Source organism: Polaromonas sp., assembly GCF_018780625.1.
Lineage (GTDB): Bacteria > Pseudomonadota > Gammaproteobacteria > Burkholderiales > Burkholderiaceae_C > Polaromonas.
Map to the genome: position 1 here is coordinate 2,277 of NZ_JADMJK010000244.1, position 1,577 is coordinate 3,853.

Here is a 1,577-nt window from a genome sequence, read left to right on the forward strand (position 1 = left end):
CGCAGGGCAGCGTGCGCGTAAGTTTGCGCGCCGCCGGTGCCCACGACGAATGAGCGCATGCCGCCGGTGGCGGACAGGGTGCCGTCGGAGGTCATGGGGGCAAAGCGCTCGTAATGGTGCTCGTGGCTTTGCAACACCACGTCGGCCTTGGCCTGGTCCAGGATGTCCCATAGGGCGCTCATGGTGGTGTTGTCGCCCCCAGGGGCAGGGGCAGAGCTGAATCGGGGGTGGTGCCAGGCCGCCGCCACACAGGGTTGCGCAGTGGCCAGTTCCTGCTTGAGCCACTGGGCCTGGACTGAAGCAGCTGTCGCATCGATGTTGCTGTTCAGCGTCAACACGGTCCAGCCGCTTTGGTCAATGCGGTAGTAGCCGGTGCGTTTGCCATCGGGGCTGGCCTTGGCGCCAAAGTAATCGAAGTAATAGCGACTGTCGTCATTTTCATAGTCGTGGTTGCCTGGAATAGCGAAGGTTTTATCGATGAACCGGCCCCAGGTTTTCTCATAGCAATCGGTGTAGCCGAGGCGGGAGCCGGCCAAAAAATAGGCATTGTCTCCAAGGGTCAGGACGTTGGCATTGCTGCCGGCGCCGGCCAGTTGGCGTTCGACCAGCTGGGCTGTTTTTTCGGCATTGGTGTCGGAAGGAGGCCGAAGAAGACACTGCGCAATATCGCCCGCAGTCATCAGCTCCCAGGGCGTCGTGGGGTTTGCCTGCAAGACCGTAGGCGTGGAGCCGCCACCGTCACCGCCGCCACAGGCCGCCAGCGCCGCGCCCACCAGCGCCGCCAGCAAACCCGATCGAGTAGCGCGCGTGGCGCCCAGCGAAAAAATCTTGTGCATACAGTGCTCTTTCTCAAGGTCTACCTTGTGTGATGGGTGGTATGTTACCCGGCATGCCCATTAAATCAATTGCTACTTAATGTGTAGCAGTCATGGCAGCCCGACCAGCTGGCCGCGCGCCGCTGCTAAAGTCCCCCGATGTCCAGCCAAGCCGCCTTCCCTTCCGCCGAATTGACCCGCGCCCTGCCGCACGCCGTGCATCGCCTGCGCACCGCGCGCCTGGCGCGCAGTTCCAAGCCCTTTCTGGCCCGTGGCGGTTCCACGGCCGAGCGCTGCGCGGGCTGCCGCCTGATCACCAGCCACTGCCTGTGCGCCCTGCGCCCGGCCGTGCCGGTGCGTGCGGGGATGTGCCTGATCATGGCCGACATCGAGGCGCTCAAGCCCAGCAACACGGGCTGGCTGATTGCCGACGTGGCGGCCGACACGTTTGCCTTTGGCTGGGCGCGCACCGAGGTGGACCCTGCCCTGCTGGCCCTGCTGGCCGATCCGCAGTGGCAGCCCTACCTGGTGTTTCCGGGGGAGTTTGTCGCTAGCGGGCGGGTCGTGTCCGAAGTGCAGGCCACTGGCCCGCAAAGCGGCAAGCGGCCGCTGTTTGTGTTGCTCGACGCCACCTGGCCCGAGGCCCGCAAGATGTTTCGCAAGAGCCCCTACCTGGACCACCTGCCGGTGCTGAGCCTGCAGACCGAGCAACTCTCGCGCTACCGCCTGCGCCGGTCCAAGCGCGCAGACCATTTCTGCACC

2 protein-coding genes are annotated in these 1,577 nt (G+C 64.8%); one reads left to right on the forward strand and one right to left on the reverse strand.

Annotated elements, in window-relative coordinates:
- Nucleotides 1-836 (reverse strand): metallophosphoesterase (locus IV091_RS17350; RefSeq protein WP_293470558.1); only part of this gene is annotated, 836 nt, incomplete at its 3' end.
- A 138-nt stretch (nucleotides 837-974) separates the two neighbouring features.
- On the opposite strand from IV091_RS17350, the gene IV091_RS17355 reads away from it, so the two are divergent.
- A partial coding sequence (locus IV091_RS17355; protein WP_293470559.1) for a tRNA-uridine aminocarboxypropyltransferase occupies nucleotides 975-1,577 on the forward strand: 603 nt, incomplete at its 3' end.